Annotated in this window: 26 protein-coding genes and 1 other annotated feature; of the genes, 4 read left to right on the top strand and 22 right to left on the bottom strand. The window is 45.5% G+C overall.

All coding sequences use genetic code 11. The features are described 5' to 3' along the window. Positions 1 to 151: 151 nt before the first annotated feature. The 16 genes from ACFPXP_RS16960 to ACFPXP_RS16885 form a co-directional block, all read right to left on the bottom strand. On the bottom strand, positions 152 to 433 hold the full coding sequence (locus ACFPXP_RS16960; RefSeq protein WP_379895537.1) for a stage VI sporulation protein F: 282 nt from the start codon (positions 431 to 433) through the stop codon (positions 152 to 154). 61 nt (positions 434 to 494) lie between these two features. Next, positions 495 to 1,532, bottom strand: coding sequence for an NAD(P)H-dependent glycerol-3-phosphate dehydrogenase (locus tag ACFPXP_RS16955; RefSeq protein WP_379895536.1), 1,038 nt, complete (start codon positions 1,530 to 1,532; stop codon positions 495 to 497). Then, positions 1,529 to 2,134 (bottom strand): glycerol-3-phosphate 1-O-acyltransferase PlsY, encoded by a 606-nt coding sequence (plsY, locus tag ACFPXP_RS16950; protein WP_379895535.1) that lies wholly within the window; start codon positions 2,132 to 2,134, stop codon positions 1,529 to 1,531. The genes ACFPXP_RS16955 and plsY overlap by 4 nt, the downstream gene beginning before the upstream one ends. A 12-nt stretch (positions 2,135 to 2,146) precedes the next feature. Further along, on the bottom strand, positions 2,147 to 3,466 hold the full coding sequence (gene der / locus ACFPXP_RS16945) for a ribosome biogenesis GTPase Der (RefSeq protein WP_379895534.1): 1,320 nt from the start codon (positions 3,464 to 3,466) through the stop codon (positions 2,147 to 2,149). A 45-nt stretch (positions 3,467 to 3,511) separates the two neighbouring features. Continuing rightward, a complete protein-coding gene (locus ACFPXP_RS16940) occupies positions 3,512 to 3,694 on the bottom strand; it encodes a capping complex subunit for YIEGIA (RefSeq protein WP_379895533.1) in 183 nt (60 codons plus the stop codon). A 19-nt stretch (positions 3,695 to 3,713) separates the two neighbouring features. Further along, positions 3,714 to 4,598, bottom strand: a complete 885-nt coding sequence (locus ACFPXP_RS16935; protein WP_379895531.1) for a YIEGIA family protein — start codon at positions 4,596 to 4,598, stop codon at positions 3,714 to 3,716. Between the two features lie 8 nt (positions 4,599 to 4,606). After that, positions 4,607 to 5,230: a hypothetical protein gene (locus ACFPXP_RS16930; RefSeq protein ID WP_379895530.1), complete on the bottom strand. Its 624-nt coding sequence runs from the start codon at positions 5,228 to 5,230 to the stop codon at positions 4,607 to 4,609. Positions 5,231 to 5,377: 147 nt separating this feature from the next. Beyond that, positions 5,378 to 6,577: a 30S ribosomal protein S1 gene (rpsA, locus tag ACFPXP_RS16925; RefSeq protein WP_379895529.1), complete on the bottom strand. Its 1,200-nt coding sequence runs from the start codon at positions 6,575 to 6,577 to the stop codon at positions 5,378 to 5,380. Positions 6,578 to 6,824: 247 nt separating this feature from the next. Continuing rightward, positions 6,825 to 7,514: a (d)CMP kinase gene (gene cmk, locus ACFPXP_RS16920; RefSeq protein ID WP_379895528.1), complete on the bottom strand. Its 690-nt coding sequence runs from the start codon at positions 7,512 to 7,514 to the stop codon at positions 6,825 to 6,827. A gap of 210 nt (positions 7,515 to 7,724) precedes the next feature. Then, on the bottom strand, positions 7,725 to 7,946 hold the full coding sequence (locus ACFPXP_RS16915; protein WP_379895527.1) for a hypothetical protein: 222 nt from the start codon (positions 7,944 to 7,946) through the stop codon (positions 7,725 to 7,727). Positions 7,947 to 8,020: 74 nt separating this feature from the next. Then, entirely contained in the window at positions 8,021 to 8,674 is a 654-nt protein-coding gene (locus ACFPXP_RS16910) for a flagellar brake protein (RefSeq protein ID WP_379895526.1), read from the bottom strand. A 257-nt stretch (positions 8,675 to 8,931) separates the two neighbouring features. Then, complete coding sequence (gene ypeB / locus ACFPXP_RS16905; RefSeq protein WP_379895525.1) at positions 8,932 to 10,269, bottom strand: germination protein YpeB; 1,338 nt, start codon at positions 10,267 to 10,269, stop codon at positions 8,932 to 8,934. A 77-nt stretch (positions 10,270 to 10,346) separates the two neighbouring features. After that, positions 10,347 to 10,502: a hypothetical protein gene (locus tag ACFPXP_RS16900; protein WP_379895524.1), complete on the bottom strand. Its 156-nt coding sequence runs from the start codon at positions 10,500 to 10,502 to the stop codon at positions 10,347 to 10,349. 54 nt (positions 10,503 to 10,556) lie between these two features. Then, complete coding sequence (prsW, locus tag ACFPXP_RS16895) at positions 10,557 to 11,270, bottom strand: glutamic-type intramembrane protease PrsW (protein WP_379895523.1); 714 nt, start codon at positions 11,268 to 11,270, stop codon at positions 10,557 to 10,559. 188 nt (positions 11,271 to 11,458) lie between these two features. Continuing rightward, complete coding sequence (locus ACFPXP_RS16890; protein ID WP_379895522.1) at positions 11,459 to 12,055, bottom strand: genetic competence negative regulator; 597 nt, start codon at positions 12,053 to 12,055, stop codon at positions 11,459 to 11,461. A 262-nt stretch (positions 12,056 to 12,317) separates the two neighbouring features. After that, complete coding sequence (locus ACFPXP_RS16885) at positions 12,318 to 12,611, bottom strand: hypothetical protein (RefSeq protein ID WP_379895521.1); 294 nt, start codon at positions 12,609 to 12,611, stop codon at positions 12,318 to 12,320. Positions 12,612 to 12,841: 230 nt separating this feature from the next. Between ACFPXP_RS16885 and ACFPXP_RS16880 the strand changes: the two genes are divergently transcribed. After that, a complete protein-coding gene (locus tag ACFPXP_RS16880) occupies positions 12,842 to 13,723 on the top strand; it encodes a polysaccharide deacetylase family protein (protein WP_379895520.1) in 882 nt (293 codons plus the stop codon). 8 nt (positions 13,724 to 13,731) lie between these two features. On the opposite strand, the gene ACFPXP_RS16875 is transcribed toward ACFPXP_RS16880, so the two are convergent. After that, positions 13,732 to 13,920 (bottom strand): hypothetical protein, encoded by a 189-nt coding sequence (locus tag ACFPXP_RS16875; RefSeq protein ID WP_379895519.1) that lies wholly within the window; start codon positions 13,918 to 13,920, stop codon positions 13,732 to 13,734. Beyond that, complete coding sequence (locus tag ACFPXP_RS16870) at positions 13,901 to 14,503, bottom strand: CPBP family intramembrane glutamic endopeptidase (RefSeq protein WP_379895518.1); 603 nt, start codon at positions 14,501 to 14,503, stop codon at positions 13,901 to 13,903. The genes ACFPXP_RS16875 and ACFPXP_RS16870 overlap by 20 nt, the downstream gene beginning before the upstream one ends. Before the next feature lie 121 nt (positions 14,504 to 14,624). On the opposite strand from ACFPXP_RS16870, the gene ACFPXP_RS16865 reads away from it, so the two are divergent. The 3 genes from ACFPXP_RS16865 (at position 14,625) to ACFPXP_RS16855 (ending at position 18,459) form a co-directional block, all read left to right on the top strand. Beyond that, positions 14,625 to 15,557: a hypothetical protein gene (locus ACFPXP_RS16865; RefSeq protein ID WP_379895516.1), complete on the top strand. Its 933-nt coding sequence runs from the start codon at positions 14,625 to 14,627 to the stop codon at positions 15,555 to 15,557. Between the two features lie 63 nt (positions 15,558 to 15,620). After that, positions 15,621 to 15,849 (top strand) — a binding site (T-box leader). An 87-nt stretch (positions 15,850 to 15,936) separates the two neighbouring features. Further along, positions 15,937 to 17,523 carry a phosphoglycerate dehydrogenase gene (gene serA, locus ACFPXP_RS16860; RefSeq protein ID WP_379895515.1) on the top strand — a complete coding sequence of 529 codons (1,587 nt, stop codon included), beginning with the start codon at positions 15,937 to 15,939 and terminating at the stop codon, positions 17,521 to 17,523. 120 nt (positions 17,524 to 17,643) lie between these two features. After that, complete coding sequence (locus ACFPXP_RS16855) at positions 17,644 to 18,459, top strand: sulfite exporter TauE/SafE family protein (RefSeq protein WP_379895514.1); 816 nt, start codon at positions 17,644 to 17,646, stop codon at positions 18,457 to 18,459. A gap of 54 nt (positions 18,460 to 18,513) precedes the next feature. Here ACFPXP_RS16855 and ACFPXP_RS16850 read toward each other — a convergent pair whose 3' ends face one another. The 4 genes from ACFPXP_RS16850 to ACFPXP_RS16835 all read right to left on the bottom strand — a co-directional run bounded on the left by ACFPXP_RS16850 (position 18,514) and on the right by ACFPXP_RS16835 (position 23,722). Next, entirely contained in the window at positions 18,514 to 19,935 is a 1,422-nt protein-coding gene (locus ACFPXP_RS16850; protein WP_379895512.1) for a sensor histidine kinase, read from the bottom strand. A 2-nt stretch (positions 19,936 to 19,937) separates the two neighbouring features. Further along, positions 19,938 to 20,651, bottom strand: a complete 714-nt coding sequence (locus ACFPXP_RS16845) for a response regulator transcription factor (RefSeq protein WP_379895511.1) — start codon at positions 20,649 to 20,651, stop codon at positions 19,938 to 19,940. Between the two features lie 165 nt (positions 20,652 to 20,816). Next, positions 20,817 to 22,058 (bottom strand): c-type cytochrome biogenesis protein CcsB, encoded by a 1,242-nt coding sequence (gene ccsB, locus ACFPXP_RS16840; RefSeq protein WP_379895510.1) that lies wholly within the window; start codon positions 22,056 to 22,058, stop codon positions 20,817 to 20,819. Further along, on the bottom strand, positions 22,055 to 23,722 hold the full coding sequence (locus ACFPXP_RS16835; RefSeq protein WP_379895509.1) for a cytochrome c biogenesis protein ResB: 1,668 nt from the start codon (positions 23,720 to 23,722) through the stop codon (positions 22,055 to 22,057). Before ACFPXP_RS16835 ends, ccsB begins: the two co-directional genes overlap by 4 nt. Between the last annotated feature and the right edge of the window lie 3 nt (positions 23,723 to 23,725).

The raw sequence follows: 23,725 nt of genomic DNA, 5'->3' as shown, positions 1-23,725 counted from the left end.
GCCTGAACATCTCAATTTTATCGGAATGGTCTTGTTGGTCAAACCCTAGAACCCTCCACCCGCATAGCGGGTGGTTTTCTGTTTCGCGCGTTTCACGCACTCAACTGGCTAAAGCCATAATAAAAAATCCGGAGTTATCCTCCGGATCATCTTATTTTTTGCCCATCATCATCTTCATGAGCTGTTCCATATTGTTCGGATTCGCGCCGCTTTTCTTAACCGCCTTCACGATTTCATTGACCGTTGCTTCAGAAACCGGTATATTCACCAAATTGGACACTTGATTAATCAATTGCCGCAGCTGCTTCTCGCTTTGGATCGTAGAAGGTTTTACGCCACTCGCAATTTTATGAATATCAGAAGGCGATACATTTTTACCCGTTTTTTTGTTAACGGTATTTAATACGTCTTTCGGCAAGTTTTTATCGACCATGTTCCTCCTCCTTACTCTGATCTCTTACTATCGTATGAGAAGAGGAAGGAGTTGGTTTGGGCTATTCCAACCAGGAAGCATATTGGGGCGCCACAATTTCTTCCATTTCGTGCGTCTTTACGCGCACCATCAAATCTTCAACAGCCATCTTCGAGTCTTTCCCGTTAAACAACACCTCATACAGCTGCTCGGTAATCGGCATCTCGACTTGGTATTTCCTCGTCAAGAAATGGGCCGCCTTCGTTGTTTTGACACCTTCGACAACCATGCCCATCCGTTCAAGTACTTCATCGAGCTTTGCCCCTTGGCCGAGCATGTATCCCGCCCGCCAATTACGGCTGTGCTGACTAGTACAGGTTACGACCAAATCACCGACACCTGCCAACCCGGAGAACGTGAGCGGGCTCGATCCCATGGCCGTTCCAAGCCGAGCGATTTCAGCAAGTCCTCTCGTGATGAGAGCCGCCTTTGCGTTGTCACCTAGGCCAAGTCCATTCGCCAGCCCCGTCGCCAAAGCGATGATATTCTTCAATGCGCCGCCTACCTCTACACCAACTAAATCAGGATTGGTGTATACCCTGAAGTACGGATGAATGAAAGCGTCTTGAGCCTTCTCTGCCGCGGCTTTGTAATGGGAAGCTACAACCACCGTGGTAGGCAGCTTCTGTATGACTTCCTCCGCATGGCTGGGACCGGACAATACGGCAAGGTGTTTGGCTGATGACGGAATCTCTTCTCGAATGATTTCACTCATCCGATTTAACGTTTCCGGTTCAAAGCCTTTCGTCGCATGAACAATTAAGGTGCCTTCGCGGTAATATGGCGCACACTGTCTCATCACATCCCTCATCGCATGCGAGGGTGCCACCACGACAATGATTTCGGCATCCACTACCGCTGCCTCCATCGAAGTCGTTGAACGGATAAGACTGGACAACGTCGCATTCGGCAAGTACCGCTGATTCGTATGTTGTTCATTAATTTCTTTCACCTGCTGCTCATTTCTAGACCATAAGCACACATCATACTGCTTGTCAGCCAGCACGGATGCCAGTGCCGTTCCCCAGCTTCCCGCCACCAATACAGCAGCCTTTTTCATTGGGATTCCTCCCTTTTTGAACCCAGCTTATTCTCACGTCCTTGAACCAGCTTGACGATATTTGAACGATGTCTTATGTATGCGAGAATACCAATGACGATGCATAACCAGAACTTCGGCCCAACACCTGTAAAAACTAAACAAAAGATAGGCAAAAGTCCTGTGAAAATCAAAGAACCCAGCGATACGAAGCTAGTCAAGAAAATGGCGCCAATCGCTAAAATTCCTGCGCACAATGCGGGCAGCGGAAATAAAGTGAACGCGACCCCAATGGTGGTGGCAATGCCCTTTCCGCCACGGAAACCGAAATAGACCGGCCAATTATGGCCTGCAATGACAGCCAACCCGGTTAGCGCGTGACTCCAAGATTCATCGGGTGCTATCCAAAAGCTGATCAGAACCGCTGCAACTCCTTTTAATATATCGAGCGCCAGAACAGCGATCGCGGGGCCTTTCCCCAGAACACGCAGCGTGTTCGTAGCCCCGGCGTTCCCACTGCCATGCTTGCGAATATCAATCCCTTTATACCATTTGCCGATTAAAAAGCTGAAGCTGATCGCTCCAAGTAAATAACCGACGATCACTGGCCAAACCGTCTGCAATTTCTCTCTCCCCTATTCCTGATCTGATTTCCTTCTCATCCATAAACGAATCGGTGTACCACTGAACTGAAATGCAGCCCTGATCTTATTTTCCAAATACCGTTCATATGAGAAGTGCATCAATTCAGGACTGTTCACGAAGAAAACAAAAGTCGGCGGTTTCACACCAATTTGAGTCGCATAATTGATCTTCAATCTTCTTCCTTTATCGCGCGGCGGCGGATTAATCGCTACCGCATCGGCAACGACATCATTCAGTACGTGCGTAGGAATCCGCAGTGAATGCTGCTCTGCAACTTCGTTCACAAGCGGCAGGAGCTTATGCAGCCGCTGTCCTGTTTTTGCGGAAACGAACAAAATCGGTGCATACGTCATAAATAAAAAATGATCTCTTATTTTTTGACTAAATTGATGCAGTGTTTTATCGTCTTTCTCAACTACATCCCATTTGTTCACAACGAAAATAGCCGCTTTCCCCGCTTCATGCGCAAAGCCGGCAATATGCTTATCCTGTTCGATAATGCCTTCCTCACCGTTTATGACCACCAATACGACGTCCGCTCTCTCAATCGCTTTCATTGCACGAAGAACGCTGTATTTTTCAACATTCTCATACACCTTGCCGCGTTTGCGCATTCCTGCCGTATCGATAATTACATAGCGCTGCCCGTCCCGCTCAAAAGGCGTATCGACAGCATCTCGAGTCGTCCCTGCCTGGTCGCTGACAATAACCCGATCTTCTCCAAGCAGTGCATTGACCATCGATGATTTCCCTACGTTCGGCCTGCCGATGATAGCGACCCGGATCACATCCTCATCATATTCGTCATCCGTTATTTCAGGGAAATGTTCAACGACGGCGTCAAGCAGATCCCCTATCCCTAAGCCGTGAGCTCCAGAAATCGCGATCGGATCACCGAATCCTAAGCTGTAAAATTCGTAAATGTCATCCATGCGCTTGATATTATCCACTTTATTGACCGCAAGAACGACTGGTTTTCTCGATTTAAACAGCAGTTCGGCCACTTCGGAGTCCGAAGGCGTGATCCCTGCTTTTCCATCTACCATGAAAACGATGACATCTGCTTCCTCAATGGCTAATTCTGCCTGAGCTCGTATCGATTTTAAAATGTATTCATCGCTAATTTCGATACCGCCTGTATCAATAATATGAAAAGGAATATCTCTCCATTCCGCTTGTCCGTAAATACGGTCTCTGGTGATGCCCGGCTTGTCTTCCACAATAGACAAACGATCACCAATGATTCGATTGAAAATGGTTGATTTTCCAACGTTGGGGCGTCCCACGACGGCCACTACTGGTTTTGCCATATTTTTCACTCCCACAAGAAACTCATTAATACATCATAGCAAAATTTACTTACGCTGTACAATGATCATTGTTCCGTTGCCGATATCATGTGCAGAGGCATCCAATATTTTCTCCAGCTTAAACGCAATATCCTGCAATTCTTGATCATCATTCGCGAAAAAGGTGAATTCCGATTGGGCGGTGGGATTGTGCTTTAACGTGATCACCGCTAATATTTCACTCAACACGCTCACCTCCATGTCATCGTTATGCCTCAGAAGGCATGCGTACCGCGCTTTCAAGCAAAGGAATTTGTTTCGCACTGGATAAAGCTTTCTCTAGATCTGCATTTTGTACGAGCAGCAGCACACCCAATCGTCCGTCCTTTAAGTCCAGCTTAGCGAGCGGAACAAGCGATGGCTCGCCGGAATCCCTGTAAGCTCCCAGCACGGTCGACATATCATGCAAAATCGCCTGACGCTGTCCCATATTAGACAAGGTGACGCGACCATTTTGATTTTTTGGTTTATAAATAATCCCGATCCCGTGCTTGGCAATTGCCTCTTGGCTCGTCTTCAAACCCACATTCATGATATAAATATCACCCACATAAATATTAAAACCGTCCACGCGAACATCAGCCGTTTCCACCTCGGCAATTTCCGACAGCGATTTACCTGATTTAAACAGCCTGGAAAGCAGGATCGATAGAAGCCCCCCGAACACGCCAATATAAAAATTGAACAGGACGGTGAGCAGCGAGGTAACTAAAGCGGACATAATCGCCAAATAATTTCTTCCTTCAAATACCATAGCGATCCCTTCAATATATACCGGCCCCTTCGGTACCAGTTCCATTTCATCTAATTTTGTAAGAGTCTCCCGCTCCATATTCCTTACTTCCCTAAACTGCTGTGCGGCCAGCGTAAGAAAAGTCACAGCTGTGTAATCTTTCTCGAATAATGCCGGAACCGCAACCGCACCCAACGCAGCCGCAATAATTCCTAACGAGATATGAATGATTCTGCCGTGTGGATAGGTTGGATACTGCCTGTAATCGGTTTGCAGCGTGAATAGACGGGCGACAAGACCAAATATAATACCTAGAATGACAGCCGACGTGTACCTTTCGCTGAACATGTAATCAAACATCGCACATATCACTCTCTCTTTTCGAATTTATGTTGAAGCAGGACCGTCCATTTTCGGAGCTGTTCTACAATCGCCCCTGCGGCTGATACCAGGATGATGCCCGGCATCCAAATACTGAAGTAGCTGTAGCCGCCCATGATCGTCATTTCACTTGAAGCTTTCAAAGCGTACGAAGCGGCTTCATAAGCAATAAGGCCCCAAGTCAGCAGGATAAAATGCACGTACCGTTTCCTTGAGAAAACGAGCATTGTCACAACCGTGAGTATCAATCGATCCAAAAGCAAGTTCATAAAAATCAGTTTAGGTTCCAGGCGTACCACATGCTGATAAAGCAGCAGCAAGCATCCGATGAGCAGAGAAATCACAACAAGCTGTATGAGCTGCTCCGTATGCTTCCAGCGGACCTTAAGCAGCACGAGTGACCAAATCCAGGGCACAACCAGCTGCAGTTCAATGACAATATCGCCAAGCGTCAACTGCATTACCGATAAGAGAAGCCATGTAAAAATGCTGATGATGATCCATAATGGAGAAGCCGCTTCTCCAAACAACTCCTTCTTCCAGCCCGTGGCCAGCAGGATAAGAAGCACTATAAGCGACATATAAGTGACATATGCATCCAAATTGTTCATCGTCCCTTCCCGGCGGGCTTGCGATATGCCATTATCGGCCGAGCCTTCTGTACAAGGTATAGGTTTTGAAACAAATCGCTTTTTTAATCTCAGTAAAATAAAAAAGACTCTGCGAATGCAGAGTCTTTTGGATCGTAAAGCTTATGCTTATTTGAATTTGCTTAGTTTATCGCCAAAGCGCTCGCCAAGCGTCAAGGACAATCCCTGAGAATTGGATACTTTTTCTTGAATTTCCTTTTCGGATGCATTATTTTCAGGCTCTTCTTTTGCAGGTGCTTCTTCGGTAGCCTTAATGCTTAAAGAAATCCGTTTTTCATCCAAATTGATGTCCAAGATTTTTACGTTTACCGTTTGGCCCACTTTCAGAACTTCAAAAGGCGTCGTTACATGGCGATGAGCGATTTGAGAAATATGAACCAAACCTTCTACGCCAGGAGCGATTTCTACGAAGGCACCAAAATCAACGATTCGTTTAACCGTACCTTCAACTACATCTCCGCTATCAAACTTACCTTCTGCTTGTTCCCAAGGACCAGGCAGTACAGCTTTCATGCTCAAGCTGATTCTTTCGTTGGCTGGATCAAGCTTCAGTACTTTGACCTTCACCTGATCTCCTTCTTTCACGACATCAGAAGGCTGGTCCACATGCGTCCAAGACATCTCGGAAATATGAACCAATCCATCCACGCCGCCTACATCGACGAACGCTCCGAATGGAGTGAGACGTTGAACGGTACCTTCCAGCTCTTGGCCTACTTCCAAGCCGGAGATGATTTCCTTCTTCTTCGCTTCGAATTCCTCATCCAGAACGTCTTTTTGGGAAAGGATCACTTTGTTGGCTTCGCGATCTAATTCCTTCACTTTCAAGCGAAGTGTGCGGCCTTTGTAGTCGCTGAAATCTTCAACGAAATGACGCTCAACCATGGATGCAGGAATAAATCCGCGGACGCCTACATCAACCACAAGTCCGCCCTTCACTACGTCTGCCACAACGGCTTCGAATACTTCACCAGATTCCAAACGCTGCTGCAGAACATCCCATGCTTTTTCACTGTCCACTGCTCGTTTGGATAGAATGCATTTCTCTTGCTCATCGTCCAGGCTGATCACCTTAACTGTAACCTCTTGACCTTCCTGAACGGCGTCAGACGCTTTTTCCAGATGAACAGAGGATAATTCACGAATCGGAATAATTCCGTCATATTTATAACCAAATTCTACAAGAACCTGGTTATCTTCCACTTTTACAACTTTCCCTGTAACAATGTCTCCATTGCTTACAGCTTTCACATCTCCCATTTGATCTTGCACTTCCTGGGAAGCATTCACATTCATTTCTTCCGTCATAGTCCTTTACCTCCTCAATCTCTCCACACCGACTGCTGGTGAACCAGAGAAACTCATGCATAATTTATACTAAACTCCATGCTCATACCAAGAAAAGCATAGAATTTACTAACGAAATACATCATTTCATCACGGCTTTGTACGATAGAGATCAGCCTGTGTATTGTAGTTTGTCTCGGTAATCGCCTTAATTAGTTTAACATACCGAAATGTTAATTGCCATTCATGTAAAATGGATCGAAAAATTTCATCCTTGCGCACTAGTCATCCGACTTTCAGCCAGGGCAATGATCCGATGTACGACCGCCTCAATAGGAAGTCCTGTTGTGTCCAACACTACAGCATCTTCAGCTTGCCTGAGAGGGGAAACTTCCCTCGTTTCATCGGTATGGTCTCGCTCTGCGATTTCTTTGACGATTTGCTCATAAGGAACCTCATGGCTCTTCGCTTTTAATTCCTCATAACGGCGTTTGGCCCTTGCTTCCACCGAAGCTGTTAAATATATTTTAAGCTCCGCATCCGGAAGAACGTGCGTACCGATATCTCTGCCATCCATAATAACACCTTTATGAATGGCCATTTGCTTTTGCAGTGATGTGAGCCGGTTTCGAACGGAAGGGATTTTCGCAATATGCGAGACTTTCTGACTAATGTAAGGTTCCCTAATTTGTTCCGTCACTTCCACACCATCCACAAATACTTTTTGTCCATCTTCTGACGGCTCCAAAGCAATTTCTGTGGTTTCTGCCAGCTGTGCGATCTCCTCAATTTGATGGGCAGCGAGGCCCGTAGACAACACCTTCCATGTCACGGCTCGATACATCGCTCCCGTATCAATGTAGATCATATGCAGCTTGCTGGCGGCGAGTCTTGCAACGGTACTCTTCCCTGCCCCTGCAGGTCCATCTATTGCGATATTGATCAGTGAATCGGGCAAGGATTCTCCTCCCTTCGTACTCCGTAACATAATCATTCGTAAGCGATCATCGTTTTAGCTCGGTCAGATCAATAAAAATCAGTAAACCGTTTTTTCATACAGAACGATCGCCGTCAAGCGATCGTGAAAACGTTCTCTATGTACTTGAAAAGCTCAAGAATGCATTGAATTATACCATAGATGATAAGGGTATGCAAAAGTATAGATTCCTTACTGCGGTGTAGAATGGGACCCTTCAAGCTGTTCTACCTGAACCAAGGCATGTCTAATAGAGTCGAATTGATATAGTCCCTGCACAACAGCCATGCACAGCAATAATACAATAGCAAATCGGACAAGCCATCTTTCGACAAAATCTGATATAATCAGGAATTTGTCTTCGTAAGATAATGCACGTCCCTGCTCCTCGTTCGAACTCTCTCTGCGGTTCATAAAAAAACCACCCTCAACATAGGATAAGGGTAGTTTATACACTCGTGCTCTTTTTTATACTGCGCCCAGCTGTCTTATTCTTTACGATTGGAGAGCTGGAATTCGAAGCAGTAACGAATGATTTTTTGCCTTTCTTTATCCCGCATATCCGTAAATTGAATCATTGCCAGCTGAATATGATTCTCCAAAGGCTTTGTACGAACGATTTCACCTTGAAAATGGGCATGTTCAATTTCTCCGCTTTTATACGGGATGAGTATCCATCCCGAGACTTCTTGATTGGAATGCAGCTGATAGGTATTGCTGCAGTATACCGCAATGCCACCACCGCTTACATCATCGGTCATACATGTAAATCGGATTTCATCCGTCGCTTTAAGAGCAACCTCCAGCTTGGCAGGAACCCGTAAAAAGTTTCTGCGGTTACTCTTCGAAACATCAGCAGGCTGAGGCTTGCTGATTTTATATAATTTCACTTGATCTGATGTTGACCCCAACACAGTAGTCGAAAAAAAATAATGTATGCCATCGGAATCGACGAATTGAACCGAAATTTGTTCACCGGTATGAAGTCTTCTCCATTTCCCCGACCTTTCGTCCAAAGGAACCTCGATGTACAGCGTATCCTGCTTCACGTCAGCGACTCTTGTCTTATAATGTCGGTTTTCTTCTTCTGGGTCAATGGAAGCGATTTGAATAGAAATCACTTGATTGATGTTTGGCAGCACAGCTGTTTCCACCTCTTATAGTTCTTTATGTATAACTCCACTTCCTATTATATAGCACCACAGCCCTATGAAAAAGGACTATTTTCCATAAATAACGCCTGACGGCGTTCTTTCAATACAAAACCTATTTTCATACAGGCATAGGGTCGGTGTGGTAACCTTTCCGGGACCCCCTTGCAGCCGCGTACTTTTCATTCATGGATGACACAAATTTAAAAATAAAAACCCTTCCGTTAAGGAAGGGCGATCCGGCTTCATTATACTTTTGTCTCCTGTAAATTTTCAATTTTTACGATGTTTCCTGTGTTGGCATCAATAAATACACGATAGAACGTTGAATTCGACCGACCGACGAATTGATATGCCAGGACTTCTTTTTTGAAATCATCTTGGATCAGCGCTAAACCGGAATCGCTGACTTTAAATCCGTCACTTAAGCTCTTTGCGGCTTCCTGCTTCGAGAGCTTCGGCGGACTCCACTTCCGATCCTTCTTCTCGTATACATAATCGGCTGCACTGAGGCCCGCAACTTCTCCGTTATCAAGTGCAACCCGAACAACCAATTTTTCTGGATAGATCACGACGTTATTTTTCTTTGTTGCGAAGGTGATGGAAGCCACGTTTTCATATTCGTCGTAGCTGATCGGCTCCATGGCGCCACCAATATTCTTCTTCAAAAACTGACTAGCTGATTGTATCGCTTGATTCTGATCGATTTGCTTGTTCTTAATTTCCCTCTCTTTTATGAAATAAACGAGGTGGCCGCCCTTCGTCGTGTAATCCATCTGCATTCTGGGTCCGCGTTTAGTTTGCGCGGTTACGCTGTAAGATTGAAATTCTGTTCCTTTCCCGTTGTGAACGACTTGGATATCGGAGCCCTGCAGCGCAAAATTTTGCTGCGCTTTTTGTAAAATCTCCTCTTTCGTCATCATTTTACCTGACAGCTGCTTAATCGATCGCGTCTCGTATGTGTCTGCAGATGACGGTCCGAAGTCAACATCCTCGTATTCTCCAACCTTTTGATCAACTAATTTGAAACCATCTATAATCGCGTTGTCTCTAACGGAGTCTTCTTGAGCGACCGCAACTTCTACATCCATCCATCGCAGATGATTTTCGATAACCTTGTCCTGCACATCCAGCACGTTTTTCGAAATTTCATCCGAATGCTTATATAGGGTTTGGAGTGTTTTCATTTCTTTTTCGGACAAAGGCTCCTTCTCGAAATCCCTTACCGCCGTATGATACGTAAAATCGGCAATATTCGCCAAAAACTTTTCGGTTTCGTGGAATGTCAGCAAACTTAGCGGCAGCTGACTAATTTCGCTTTGCGCTTCACTTGTAATCCGCCATACATTCACCAATTGTCTGCGTTGATAGTCCTTTGAATTGGTACTGATCGCTAGCGTATTCCCCAGCTCGTTATGGAGCTGATCCAGATGGTACGATAAATTGTGAAAAGCTCTTTGGTATGAGTTTTCAGCCTTAATTAATATCGAGTTTTTCTCTTGGTTCTCTTGGTATCCCCAATAAACGGCCCCGATCAGCAGGATTGCCGTAATCGGAAACATAATGGCGCTTAATCGTTTATACACCTTAAAGACCCCTTTCGTCCTTCATCCTTTAAGGATAGTGTGGATTGTCGAAAGGGGTCTTATGCATGAAGCTATGATTATACTTTCGGTTCGATTTCAAAGTCGCTCTCATTGTCGCAAATACACCGCTTAAAGCCGGTATGCATTCTGCCTTTCTCCTCTTTCGCCCGCAGAATGAAACGTTCCCCGCATCGATTGCATCGAATCGATACCTTTACTCTGGTACCCGCCATCAAAAGCACTTCCTCCAATAATGAAAATTCAAAAAGATTCATTTTTCACTTTCATTATTGACTTTTTGAACGCATTTCAATCTCATCTTCCAATAAAACGGTTCGAAATGGAGACTTCGCATTGGCCAAGTTGACTTTTCGAATGCCATACAGCCATAAAACCAGCATAAATAACACGATAAACCATGACCACACCGCTTCTGCATTGAGTACGATCCAATCGAACGCTCCATGCCAAAAAACAGGAAACAGCACGGAATACACCAAAAATCTCTGCTTTTTCTCCTTCACGAACTTAGCTTTGCCTAAATAATAGCCCATAACGACTCCGAACAAAGCGTGTCCGGATACGGGAAGAAAGGCACGCAGCAGCAGCATGGACATATCTGCATTATACGCCCAGGCATATATGATGTTCTCTAACGTGGCAAATCCCATGGATACCGAAACCGCATAGACAATACCGTCATACGGCTCATCAAATACAGAGTGTGTAAAAATCGCCACATACAAAATAAACCATTTGAGCGATTCTTCTAATCCCCCGGAAATGAGGAACGAAAAAACAATATCATTATCGCCGAGCCAGATCATGAGGCCACGTTGTAAAACCATGATCGGAAAAACCAGTAAAATACCGTAGAGAAACAGCTTCAAAACGATATGAAGCGGCTCTGTTACATACTTATCCTTCAAATAAAAATAAGTCAAGAGAGCGATGCCTGGCGCTGACGCCGCACTAAACAAGGATATGAACGTCAACGACACACCTCCCCCTAGTAAAACCAAGTGAATTACCAAATCGATGGCTTTCATAAGAAAAATCGATGATCAAGCACCCTTAGCGCGATACCAAGGAAAAAAGCACCTTTCGGTGCTTGGATCATCCGTTTTACGCTGTTCAACTTGTATGAGAAAACCTCTTCAGGCCATGTAAACTTTTAAATTCAGTGCGGTTAAAAATGATCACAAATGCGACGTACAGCATGCTCAGCCATGACGACCTTCCCATACTCCTCTAAAACTGCTGTAGTCACTGCTGACGATTCTCCAAACTCAGATAAGATCGCAATCACGGATTTAAGCGGCTCCTCATCCATTGTTTTCGGATCAAATTGCAGGAACCAACGATCGTTAAAGGCATACAGACTTCCCGCATCAACGACATGGCGCTGGACAGATTTGGCTGCTTGAATGACATTCTCAAAATCCTGAAATACAAAGGTGATGCTTTCACTTTGGTCAAGCGTAACTTCCATCTCGTACACATCATCATCGTCGTCAAGATCATCTTCATCATTTGCGTGTCTGCCTTTGCCTTTCGTGACGATCACAACCATCCCTTGAGCTGGCAGCGAGAAAACCTCCACCGCGAGAGGCCCAGTTGCATCAAAGCCTAATTCTGTATATGCTTGATCCATCATTTCACTGAATAAATCGTGAACTTTAGGAATTTCCTTCCACATGTCATCCTTCTGTATGCCTCTCTCTGTGAGATCCTCGAACGTAAGGAAAATCCTTATTTTATCTTGACTCAAACGTTCTATTTTCATAGAAGGATCCTCCCTTGCTGCATCTGTTATATTAAATTATGTTGAAAACATTCCATCGGTGAGTGAATATGCTAGTCTCTAATCATGTTATCATTATTTTCGTTGAAATGCACTAGTAAAATGAGAAAAATCGTGACGGCTTCCGGCCTTTTTCCAGAAGGGAATATGTACATCAATCGCCATTATTATATATATGAAAAAACGACCATTCTTTCCGCATGATCTGCGAATAAGAATGGTCCTCTTCAAGACTTTAAAAAAACTAATGCTTTACACTGTTTTGTCCGTTCTCTTCCATAATTTTATTCACTTCGCCCATAACGGAAGGGTCTTTTGAGGCCATTTCCGCTACTTTGTCTAAATCTGCTGCCGAATCCGTGCCGCTGCCACTGCTTTTGGATGTGCTGCCGCCAATGTCACGGGAGCTTTGCATCGTATTTTTGAGGCCTTGCGTCAACTGCGGCATCACTGCCATAACGGAAAAATTGCGCTTAGATAAATACATAACCGCTGCCGCACCTGCGATACCGCCTAATAAAAATGTGCCCATCCTCATGAAGGTTACCCTCCTTTTGATGTGTTATCCCGCAAAGCTATGTTGTGCAGAAATAGCGGAAACCATAACAAATAAAATTAGGAAAAGAATGCGGCATCCCCATTTTTTCAGAAAATTACCTCTGTTGCCGGAAGCCTTTTTACATGTACAATAGTATAGCCATTCTATATTCCAAGGATGTTGGACAGTTTTGGTATGCTCATTTTACCTACGTGAGGAGTACATTGCAGATGAAAAAATGGATGTTTGCTGCGGTCATCACCATGTCTTTAGCATGGCTTGCTGCATGCGGAAACGGAACCAACGAACCAACTTCAACCGAACCGAAACAGGAACCAAATCAGTCGGAGCAATCACAAGAAGCCGTAACACCTGACGCATCCGAAGCAGAAAATGCCGCTGATTCGGTTCATGAGCCAGCTCAGTCTGCGGAGTCGGAAGTGGAAGACTCTGGAGTCACAATGCAGTACTACATTAACGAGATTTTCGACGTGAAGCCAGTATCGGAGGAAATCAACGAAAAGGTCGTCCTCCTGACTTTTGATGACGGTCCAAAAGATGAACAAATGGTAGGACAAATGTTGGATATTTTGGACCGGCACGATGCGAAGGCGATATTTTTTGTGAATGGGTACCGAGTAGAGCAAAATCCAGAGCTTCTGGAGCTGATTTATTCACGCGGTCACGAAGTAGGAAACCACTCTTGGGATCACATTGTACTTAGCAAGGAATCAAGCGAAGTCATCGATCAGCAGATCGATGATGTCCAAACACTGGTGAAGGACATCATTGGCAAAGCGCCTAGATTTTTCAGAGCACCGAACGGTTCCCGCAACGACCACGTGACGAAAAAAGTTCAAGAGGAACAAATGATATACATGAACTGGTCAAACGGTTCGTTAGATTGGGATGCAAGCTCCCAGACACCTGAGGCGGTCATTCAAAATGTCATGGACCAGCTGCGACCTGGTTCCAATATTTTGATGCATGAGCTGCCTTGGACTGTTGAAGCGCTGGATCCTTTATTAACTCGTCTCGAGGAAGAAGGATATGGCTTTGTAGACCCGTCAACTATCCAAGCCATGCCCGAAAATGAAACCAAAAGCAAATAAAAAAGCAATCATTTCAGCAATTGATTACCCCACAGCATTAAAGAAACGGTCAATAAAATAAAAATAAACAACAATACGGAGTAATATATTTTGACCCATCTTCCCTTTTGGGATGGATGAACAGCACTTCTCGGAGGCAGCGAATCCGCTGCTTTCTCTTCTCTTTCATTATCGTCCTTAACTGGATTGCTCCTCACCTTTGTTCCCTCCAAATCGAATAAAGCACCCCATAACAAAATCAATAAAGAAGTGAGCCGCGATCGGGGTCCATAACGTCCCTGTTTCATCATATATCCATCCTAAACCATAGCTGATTCCAAACACAAGCCCTGTGAGCAGCCAATGTCTTAGATATCTGATATGGATAGCCGCAAACAAAATACTCGTCCAGTAAGGTCCCCATACATGTTGAATGGCTCCCCGAAACAAAAGCTCCTCACATACGGCGACGACCATACAGATCAACAAAATATGCCAAAGCGGTCTTTTGGCAAACAGCTTTTCATTAATGCCGCCATCATCGGTGAGCTCCTCCGGTACCAGCTTAGAGATCAGCAAATCAGCCGTCACGACAGCTGCAGCGAACAAAGCACCCCACCATAAAAATTGCAGGCTCTCTGGAAGATCAAGCAAATTCCACGCATAGCGCCTTTGAAACAATAAGATGACGAAGGCGGTGATTAATGTAATGCACTGCGTAAAATACAAATTAATGATCAGCAGCCGGTCGTCAATTTGATCGATATTCACTTGCCTAACACGTATTTTAAATTTCTTCATGTTCGTAACCTCAATTCTTATCATTTCGCTGTGTTCCTGCCCTTTTTCCTTCAAGTTTGAAAATAGCCATAAAAATAAAGAAGAAATTTGTCGATAACAATATACAGGAGGAGATTCAGCTATGGAAAAACGATTGTCAATGTCAGACTACGTATTGGTGCTGGTTTTTATTTTTATGTTCTTCTGTATTATTGGAGCCTTTTTCTTCGGATTGCAAATGGGGAAAGATAAAACGGAACAAAAATATGAGCTCATGCTCGAAGAAAAACAGGACTCGGGTGCTGCTGCTGCCAGTTCTTTAAACGCGTATGACCAACAGCAGTTCATTTCATTTTATCACATGGTATACGAACCATACCGAGAATTTCAAAATAAATGGTTTGATGAATTGGAGCAATTGGATCAAAACAGTAAGGCAGAAGATATCACTGCTGCACTGAAAAGCGTCAAAGGAGAATCACAAAATACATACGCGAAGCTGAAACAATTGACCGCTTCCCCCTCCTCCCCGCTGCTCATTTCGTCTCAGGAGCTTTATATGAAAAGCTTGCAGCAGTTTACTTCAGCGATGGATGAATTAATGAAACTGAAATGGGAAGGCAAAGCCCCAGCAGATACGATTCATGCAAATCAGGCTTTGATGGAAGCACAACGATCGGCCTTGAACGCGGAGGCATCGTTTTACGAAGCCATCACAAAATGGCACGAGAGGTATGAGTATCGAATCGAGGATATTGACTTGATGAACAAGCAAAATCTGACGATCGAGGAATGGAACAAGCTCGCCTTCAACTACAAAAATGCATACATTGCCGTATATATGAAAGAGCACCAAATGTATAAGGCTTATGCAGTTCATGATGTGACGGCTCAAATCGATCTGCTCTTATCGACTCAAGGGGCAGAAGCATTTCATTGGAGTAACGTCTCACAGGCTATCACGATGGTCGAAAATACAAGATCCGTACGAGCAGGCGATTTTAAAGCGAACAAAGCTAGGCTGTTTAAGGACGAGCTTTTCGTTGATATTCCTTTATTTACCTCAGCGGATTGAAATCACGATTCGGATATTGACATAACATATCAGAACGTGTTACATTTTAACAAATAATGAGATCATAAGACAGTGAAGGAGCCAAGCATTTGGCGAACTGCAGAGAGCCGGTGGTCGGTGTGAACCGGTGTTTCAAAAATGCGGAGCACTCCGGAGTTGTTGCGCTGAACCTTTCATTAGGCGCAGACGGTTTAATACCGTTATCATTGGGTCTACTGACCATGGAGGCATCGTGCTTACAGCACGGTGTAAACTAGGGTGGCACCACGAAGTGAAAACTCTCGTCCCTTACGTATATTTGACGTATGAGGATTGGGAGTTTTTTTGGAATGTGTGCTATTTTCATTAAAATAGACAATCATTTGAGGAGGAAACCATCATGTTTAAAGTACTTATCTCGGATCCTATCAGCGATCAGGGAATCCAGCTGCTGCATGACGCTTCGGATGTCCAGGTAGACAAACAAACAGGACTGAGCGAAGATGAACTGTGTGCCATCATTGGCGAATACGATGCATTGCTCGTAAGAAGCCAAACGAAAGTAACCCGTCGTGTCATGGAAGCCGGCACGAAACTGAAAGCTGTTGGACGGGCTGGTGTCGGTGTAGATAATATCGACCTGGAAGCCGCAACAGAACGAGGCATTGTCGTTATTAACGCTCCAGACGGCAACACGATCTCGACATGCGAGCATACTTTTGCGATGCTGATGTCCTTAGCCCGCAACATTCCACAAGCTTATAAGAAAACCGTCGGCGGCGAATGGGACCGCAAATCGTTCCTCGGCGTCGAGCTGCGGAACAAAGTGCTTGGTATCGTTGGAATGGGCCGAATCGGCAGCGAGGTTGCACAGCGTGCGAAAGCGTTCGGCATGGAAGTGATCGGTTATGATCCTTTTATGACAGAAGAAAGAGCAGAAAAGCTTGGTGTGAAAGCAGGCAGTGTAGACGATATTGTGACACAAGCAGATTTCATCACGGTCCATACACCGCTGACCAATGAAACGAGACATATGATTGGCAAAGAACAATTTGCCAAAATGAAGAAAGGTGCTCGCATCATTAACTGCGCTCGCGGCGGTATTGTCGATGAGAACGCCCTAATGGACGCGATCAATGCAGGCGTCGTTGCTGGAGCAGCATTCGACGTTTTTGAAGAAGAACCGCCTACGTCAGAGCATCCATTCTTAAATCATCCGAAAGTCATCGTGACACCGCATCTGGGGGCTTCCACAGTAGAGGCTCAAGAAAATGTGGCCATTGACGTATCCGAGCAGCTTCTGCATATTTTACGGAACGAACCGTTTAAGAATGCGGTCAACATGCCTGCTGTACCTGGAGACGTGCTTAAAAAGCTTCAGCCTTACTTTGTCGTCAGCGAGAAAATGGGAAGCTTCTTAGCACAAATTACTGAAGGCGCACTGCAGGAAATTCAAATTAATTTCTCCGGTGAACTAACCGATGTGGACACATCCACACTGGTTCGCTACATTTTAAAAGGTGTATTATCCTACCATCTCGGTTCGGATGTCAATCTCGTCAATGCAAACCATTTGGCGAAATCGAGAGATGTTCATATCGTTAGACAGAAATCCTCGGCGACAAAAGGCTTTACGAACCTGATTACTTTAACACTCAAAACGAATAAAGAAGAACGCTCGATTGCCGGTACACTGCTCAATGGGTACGGTGCCAGAATTGTCGCGATTGACAAATATCCCGTCGATATCGAGCCAAGCGGCACATTGATTCTCGTTTCCCATAACGATAAGCCTGGTATGATCGGCCGTCTTGGTACGGTGCTCGGCAACAACGATGTCAATATCGCGACCATGCAGGTCGGTCGTAAAATTATTGGCGGGGCCGCCATTATGGCACTCAATGTGGACAAGCACGTTCCTAAGGAAGTATTGGACGAGCTTAGCGCTTTACCGGAAATGAAAACGGTCAAAGAAGTGATCCTGTAATAAACGATGCGAGCGGACAAGGAGTGGATGATGTTCATCTGCTCCTTTCTCTTGTGCAATCGCGTATGATGACAGCCCGCTCTTACATATACTTACTACTATGAAACGGAGGTGTCGGCTTTGTCCTATGTACTGCTGCTGTTGACCGGCTTTGTTTCTGCCGTATTTGGAAGCATCGTAGGTCTAGGCGGAGGCATCATTATCGTTCCAATGCTGATCTATTTTGGCGAATATATGCTTGGTGAAAGCATCAGCACTTCCGTCGCGGTAGGTACATCTTTAACGGTGTTGATCGTTACGGCACTAGCTTCGTCTGTCAGCTATCACAAACAAAAGCGGATCGATATGAAGTCTGCCTGGCTATTCTTCGCGGCGAGCGGTCCGGCCACGATCGTTGGTGCTTCTCTGACCGACTTATTTAACCCCGATACCTTTGAACTCGCCTTCGGTATATTCATGCTATTAATGGCCATTCTGCTCATTGCTAGAGCCTATATGAAGCCCTTAAATATCCAATGGGGAATTCGCCGCACATTCACAGACCAAAAGGGAACGACTTATGAATATGGTTACGGAAGGGTTTCGGCTCTCATCGTGGGTTTCTTTGTAGGGTTCGTATCCGGTTTGTTCGGTATTGGGGGAGGATCCTTATTCGTTCCTGCGATGGTGCTCCTATTTGGTTATCCTCCCCATGTTGCAACGGCGACTTCCATGTTTGTCATTTTCTTATCCTCTCTTATGGGCAGCACTGCGCATTGGGTACAAGGCAACATTCACCTGATCGCAGCACTACTGCTTGCGCCTGGCGCTTGGTTGGGGGGAAAGACAGGAGCCTGGATTACGATGAAAATGAGCAGCGAGGTACTGCTGTGGGTTCTTCGAGTGACCTTCGTCGTCGTCGCGTTTCGAATGATTTTCTCCGGCATAACTGGTTAATTGTTCCACGGAGAACAAGATTTCCTTCTCTTTTTCATCAAAAAAGGCGAAAACTTAAGTTTTCGCCTTCTCTCTTTTTCGGGAACGACACGGAATCGTGATAGAAAATGTCGTACCTTCTCCTGTAGTGCTCTGGACTTGAATTTGACCGTCATGCGAATCAATAATGTTTTTGACAATAGCCAATCCTAAACCGGTTCCACTGTTCTTGCCTCTCGTTCTTGCTTTATCCGCCTTATAGAATCGCTCGAAGATGTAGGCCAAATCCTCTTTTGGAATTCCAGCCCCTTGATCCTCCACCTCAATGAGCACAGCTTTTTCTTGCTGAAGCTCCGAAAGGCTTGCTCGGACAAAGATTTGCTTTCCTTCTTGCGTGTGGCGAAGCGCATTATCTACCAAATTCGTCAGCACCTGCTCCAGCCGATCCTCATCCGCGCATTCCAGCAGCAAATCATCCTCTGCTGTGCCCGATAGCTCGATACCTCGTTCCTTCGCATAGACGGAAAATTTGCGTACCGTCCGCGCAACGATTTCCTGTACATGAACAGTTTCGCAGCTCATTTCGAAGTTCCCCGTCTCCATACGAGCCAAGTCGAGCAGGTTTTTCACCAATCGCCCCATCCGCATCGATTCGTCATTGATAACCTGGGCAAGCTCCTTGCGCTCCTCATAAGAACCTGCAATATCGTCCAGCAGTGCTTCGCTGTATCCCTGCAGCATGGCAAGCGGAGTCCGAAGTTCATGAGAGACGTTCGCCACAAAATCCTCACGCAGTTTATCCAGTTTCTCCTCTTCGGTGATATCCCGAAGCACTGCAACCGCACCGCGGATGACTTCATTCGAATATAAGGGTGTCATCACGACAGAAAAAACATCATTCTGCACATAAATCTTGGAGGTCATTTCCCTGCTCTCCGTCAGCACACTCTCAAACAGCGCACGCAGCGGTTCAGGGGTATGACCTTCCTCATCGTCCCAAGCGATGCTGCGCCACTCTTGTACTAAGCGATCGCCCTGAGGATTCGTCATCATAATCCCCCCGTCTGCATCCAGTGTTATCACCGCGTCAGACATACTGCGCAGAATGGAACCAAGATGCTCTTTTTCGTGACGGAGATCCTTAATCGTTTGCTTCAATCGTTCCGACATTTGATTGAATGAATTCGCCAGATCTCCAAGCTCATCCCTTGACCGGATCAGTACGCGCGTTTCATAGTCGCCTTCCGTAATCTTATTCGCCGCTTTTTTCAATTCGATCAGGGGCTGCGTAATTTTGGTCGATAAGAAAAAAGCAAAAAAAGTAGTAAGCAGAAAACCGATAATGCAAATATAGATAAACAGTCGCTTTACATCACCGGCATTCGTAAAAGCAATATCGATATATTCCAGCAGGAATAAGCCGAGGATCATCAGGACGACCGCCACCATGACATTGATCGTCATCCACAGCTTACCTACAATGCTTCTCCAAAGCATTTTCACTTAGCCACCTCGAGCTTGTACCCTACACCCCATACGGTCGTAATCATCGCCGCAGCTTCCGGAGAAACGCGATTCAGCTTTTCACGTAGTCTTTTCACGTGGGTGTCGACCGTGCGAAGATCGCCGAAAAACTCATAGTTCCAAACATCTTTTAGAAGCTCTTCACGCGAGAAAACTTTATCCGGCGATACAGCCAAATAATGCAGAAGCTCATACTCCTTTGGAGTTAAGCTGATTTCTACCCCTCCGGCGGTAACACGATGCGCGTCGTGCTCAATGATGAGATGAGGGAACACAATGTTATTGCTGGCTCTTCCTTCCTTAGAAAGGTAAGCCGTCGCAGACGAACGTCTTAAGATCGCCCGAACACGGTAAATCACTTCTCTAGGGCTGAAAGGCTTAACGACATAATCATCTGCCCCGGCTTCAAAACCCTGGACTCGATTCACTTCTTCTCCTTTAGCCGTAAGCATAATGATCGGAGTCGATTTGTGAGTGCGCAGTCTTGCGCAAACTTCCGTTCCGTCAATGCCCGGAAGCATGACATCAAGCAGAATCAATTCATAATCCTTATCGATGGCCTTTTTCAAAGCGGTCTCTCCGTCTTCCGCCTCTTCAATCGCATATCCTTCTTTTTCCAAATACATGCGGAGCAAGCGGCGAATGCGTTCCTCATCATCTACAATCAAAATCGTTTGATTATCCGACATTCCATCTCAATCCCTTCAAGCCAAACTAATTTTATTATAACATGAATCCATTTCATAATCCCTTTAGCTGCTTTAATCAGACTACATGTTGTATCGAACGATTTAATCGATCATTTGTAGTTACACAGTGGGATGTTATTCATTTATGAAATTGATTCGCAATGGTTAAACGCCAGAGTATGAATGAAGACCCGCAATCACCAGATTTACACCGATTAATGTAAACATCACAATGACGAAACCAATGACGGCGAGCCATGAAGACGGTTTGCCCTGCCATCCTCGGGATAATCTGAAGTGCAAGTATGCGCTGTAGAACAGCCATGTAATTAAAGCCCAGGTCTCTTTTGGATCGAAGCCCCAGAATCTTCCCCAAGCATAATGTGCCCAAATCATTGCAAAAATCAGCCCGCCCAGCGTAAAGATGGGAAAGCCAATTGCGATGGCTCGATAGCTGATTTCATTCAAATCTTCTGGATCCAAATCCTTCAAATACGGCTGAATCGCAGCACCCAAAGGCTTGCGTGTGATCAGCCTGAACATACCGTACAGGATGAGACCTAATAAAATGGACCAGATCACGGTATTGAGCTTTCTTCCCGCGTTGACACCTTTCAGCCAGCTTGGGGCCTCGAATAATGGCTCCGAAATGATGAACGTATCCATCTGCTGCAGCTGTGCATCATTCGGCTGTACGATAGGCGGAAGCGTATAGCGAATCGTCGTTTCCACCGCTTCCTCCTGCTTTGTGAAGACCGCTTCATAGCCTGCTCCACTAAAGGACAAGCTGCTGGCAATGAATCCGATCAACATGCACACCGTCAAAAGCGTAAATTCAAGTGCTCTTTGCTCCCGCTTCGCTTTCTTATCGGTAGAACCGTATCGTACGGTGCGAAGCAAATACATCAATCCGCCCGCAAAACCAATGGCGAAGAAGGCCTCGCCAGCCGCAGCTGTGGAAACATGAAGCCCAAGCAGCCATCTTTTATCGCCTTTCTCCAGTGCGGGCTGAAGCGGTACCGGATCCCATGGAAATACAGCAGCGTATCCGAGTACAATAATGGCAAGCGGCATAACGATCATTCCAAGCATCGGTGTACGATAAATCAAAAAGATCACGCTGTATGCTATGACCGTCATCAATGCTAAGAAGGTCATAAATTCAAATAAATTAGAGACGGGAACATGTCCAATATGAATCCATCGTGTAATATAGAATACTAAATGCCCCGCTAAGCCCAGCGTGGAGATGGTAAAGCCGATCCATCCCCACTTTTTCTGATGCATCTCGGGAACACGATTTCTCCATGTTTTCCCGATCACTGCAACCATATAAGCGATAAACGCTGCCGTATACAAGAGCAATGCGACAATTAGCGCCGCATTACTCCATTCCAGTAAAGTCATGATTTGTTCACCTCATTCGCAAGAGCTTTCGGATCGACCGAAACTCCTGTCTTTTTCAACGCATCTGCGATTTCTTTACGTAACCCGAACCAGTTCTTGTTCGTGTGTGCTCCTAAGGAAAGCTGATTTCCATCCAGACGAAGCCATATTCTTCGATGCTGCCAGTAGAAGCCCATGACGAGACCGATCATACTAATCGCAGCCCCAACCCAAATATACGGCATCGCTTTGTCCTTTCGAAGATTCAAAAAGGCGCTGTATTCCGATAATTGAACGTCCTCATCCGATCCAATGGCGAATTCAAAGCTGCCTTGGTTCGGCTGCGTCAAATCAATTTGGTCGCCGCCCAGCAGCGTCATTACGCCCATCATCGGAATGAACATATATCGTTCCCCTTCCTCGGGCAAGTCTGGGCCTGTGATCTGCACGATAAAGGCTGGATTGATCGGATCTCTAGAATTCGTTGCCGGCTTCCCTTCGCGAATCGTGAGCTCCGGGAAATAATCCTCAATAAATATCGAATAGCCCCCCACCTCGTACGAGGCTGACGGATTCTTCATATCGAGCTGAAACTGGCCGACAGCTTCTCCACTGCCCATATGCTTTAACGTAATATTCATTGACAGCAGCTGCGTGGAACGCTCGTAGTCCACCAAATATACAAGTAAATCCTCATGCTGCAGCGGATAGTTAACTTCAATCTCATGGCGTTTCACTTCCTCGAGCTTAGGCTCGACTGAATTGCAGTTATCGGTACATTGATACAAAACCGCATCCACCCGGTACGTCTTCGCTATCGTTTGGCCTTTATCCAGCATCGATTGAGGAATCTCATCAGGATTATAAAATTCTACGGTGAATTTCTCATTTTTAAGAAAATAGGCCGTATCCCCAAGTCGTACCGTATCGTGTTCCAATGACCATACGTATGAGTCCATATGCCACCCTGGCAAGCTTCGAGCCAGCACCGCGAGTAAGAAAACAATCAAGCCGATATGATTAATATAAGGCCCCCAACGGCTAAATCGGTTTTTCTCAGCAAGTAGAGCACCGTCTTCCATATGTACACGGTAACGCTTCTTTTTCAGCTGCTTGCTGAATTGATCAAGCCATCCTCTTTCCGCTTGTCCTTTTTCGGCAGGGACTTCTCCTTGAAATACGACTTTTTGGCGCAAAATAAACTGCGGATGCTTGCGAAGCTTCTGCTTACTAAGCGCTCTGTACAGCGGCAGTACCCGATCCAGACTGCAGATGACGAGAGAAGCGCCAATCATGGCCAGCAGTCCTCTAAACCACCACGATTCATAGGAATGTGTAATCCCTAAGTAATATGCAACCTTACCGAACCAGCCATATTCTTTTTCATAGAACGCCAAAAAATCGACTTCGCCAATAAAGCTGTCTTCCTGCTGAAAGAACGTTCCCGGTATCGAGACAATGAACGTGATCAAAATTAAATAAACCGCTACTTTGACCGATGAGAAAAAGCTCCATATTCGGTCTATCCACGATTTCTTTGTTTTTTGAGAACGGCGGGCGACCCCGTCATATCGCATCTCCAGAGGCGCAGTATCATTGGTATCCTGCAGCGGCTTGCCGCAAGATTCACAGAGTACGGTACCGTGATGATTCTGGTGGCCGCACTCGCATTTCGTATTTTCCACCTT

It is taken from the genome of Marinicrinis lubricantis (assembly GCF_042658665.1).
GTDB classification, from domain to species: domain Bacteria; phylum Bacillota; class Bacilli; order Paenibacillales; family KCTC-33676; genus Marinicrinis; species Marinicrinis lubricantis.
The sequence above is the reverse complement of the archived record's forward strand: the minus strand, read 5'-3'. Positions and strand labels throughout refer to the sequence as shown.